Annotated in this window: 2 protein-coding genes and 1 pseudogene; all 3 read right to left on the reverse strand. The window is 69.8% G+C overall.

Annotated features, from left to right (window positions below; translation table 11 throughout):
- Positions 1-5 precede the first annotated feature (5 nt).
- Positions 6-248 carry a phosphopantetheine-binding protein gene (locus tag ACWDU1_RS32250; RefSeq protein WP_450004199.1) on the reverse strand — a complete coding sequence of 81 codons (243 nt, stop codon included), beginning with the start codon at positions 246-248 and terminating at the stop codon, positions 6-8.
- Positions 249-256: 8 nt separating this feature from the next.
- On the reverse strand, positions 257-1,093 hold the full coding sequence (locus ACWDU1_RS32255) for a siderophore-interacting protein (protein ID WP_450004200.1): 837 nt from the start codon (positions 1,091-1,093) through the stop codon (positions 257-259).
- A pseudogene (locus ACWDU1_RS32260) lies at positions 1,093-1,557 on the reverse strand (hypothetical protein); the annotation flags it as partial. The pseudogene ACWDU1_RS32260 and the gene ACWDU1_RS32255, both read right to left, overlap by 1 nt.

Consider the following 1,557-nt stretch of genomic DNA (forward strand, 5'->3'; position numbering starts at 1 on the left):
CCCGGTCACGGGCACAGCACCTCCAGCCAGGAATCCAATACCGGATCACCGGCCAGCAGCATCGGGTCGACGGTCTCGTGGCCTTCCGCGCGCCACTTCTCCACCAGCTGCATGATGCGCACCGAATCCAGCCCGGCGTCGAGCAGATTGGTATCGGTGGACAACTCCTCGGGCGCGACGCCCATCACCTCGGCCACATCCCGGATGAACCGCTCGCGATCGGGCGCCGTCGTCGATTCGTTCGTCATCTGATCCCTCATTCCTCGCGGTCGAAATCCGCGACCCCGTGTTTCCAATAGCCCGCGATCAGGCAGTCCTTCGGCCCGACACCGAGTTCGCCGCGTATCCATTTGCGGATCGGACGCAGTTGCCCGGCTTCGCCGGCGACCCACGCGTACACGGTCTGCCCGGCGGGCACATCGGCCGTGCGCACCGCCTTCTCCAGCAGATCCCCGGTGCCCGCCGGGACATCGCCCCGGTGCAGCCAGCGGACCTCGATCCCGGCGGGCGGGTCCAGCTCGATCTCCTGGCCCTCGTCGGTGATCTCGACGAACGCCCAGCCCTTGGCATCGCGCGGCAGCCATTCCAGCCATCGCGCGATCGCGGGCAGCGCGGTGATATCACCGGCGAACAGGTAGTTGTCGTAGCTGGTGGGCACCACCACTCCCCCGGGCGGACCGGCGATATGGATCCGGGTGCCCACCGCGACCGATCGCGCCCATTCGGCGGCCAGGCCGCCGGGGTGCAGGGCGAAATCGATATCGAGTTCGCCACCGGCGGCGTCGTGACGCCGCACGGTGTACTCCCGCGAGATCGGACGGGGCGCGGGCCATTCCAGCGACAGACCGTCGGGGACGGGCAGTCGCAGGGCGCCGTCGGTATCGGGGAAGATCAGCCGGACGTGCTCATCGGGCACGTAGCTGTGGAAGCCGTCCAGACCCGGTCCGCCGAAGGTGATCCGGACCAGGCCGGTTCCCACGGCCGCGGTCCGGAGCACCTCCACTTCCCGCAGGCCGATCGGATACCCGACCTTCGCGCCGTGCGAACCGGCCATGACTTCGGCGATCCGCTCACGGTAGGCCGCGCGATCCATCACACACCGTCCTTTCCTTTGTCCACGATCCCGGTGGGCTGTACCGGTGGGACCACACCCGTGCCGGGCAGGCTCCCGGCGATTTCCGCGGGGGCGGCATCGGTCTCGGGCGCCTTCGCGGGCTGTCCTTCCCGCCCGGCGGGTGCGCCGGGGCCGAAGGGGCGCGCGGGCGCGGTGAGACCCACCAGCGGCGCCATGAGCACCAGCGCCGGTACGAACAGCACCAGCACCGCCGCGCCGTAGACCACCAGGGCCGTACCCGGTTCCACCAGATTGCCGACCGCACCGGCCGCCATGGAACCGACCGCGGTACCGGTCACCGACTGCACCATGAGCAGGCCCGACATCCGCCCGCGCATATCCTCCGGCGAGTTCTGCTGTAGCACCGCGTAGCGCAGGATGTTGTTCACCGCCCGCGCCACGCCGAACGCGGCCAGCCCGAAGAAACTCCAGGCCGCCTGCGG

It is taken from the genome of Nocardia sp. NPDC003345, from assembly GCF_053589395.1.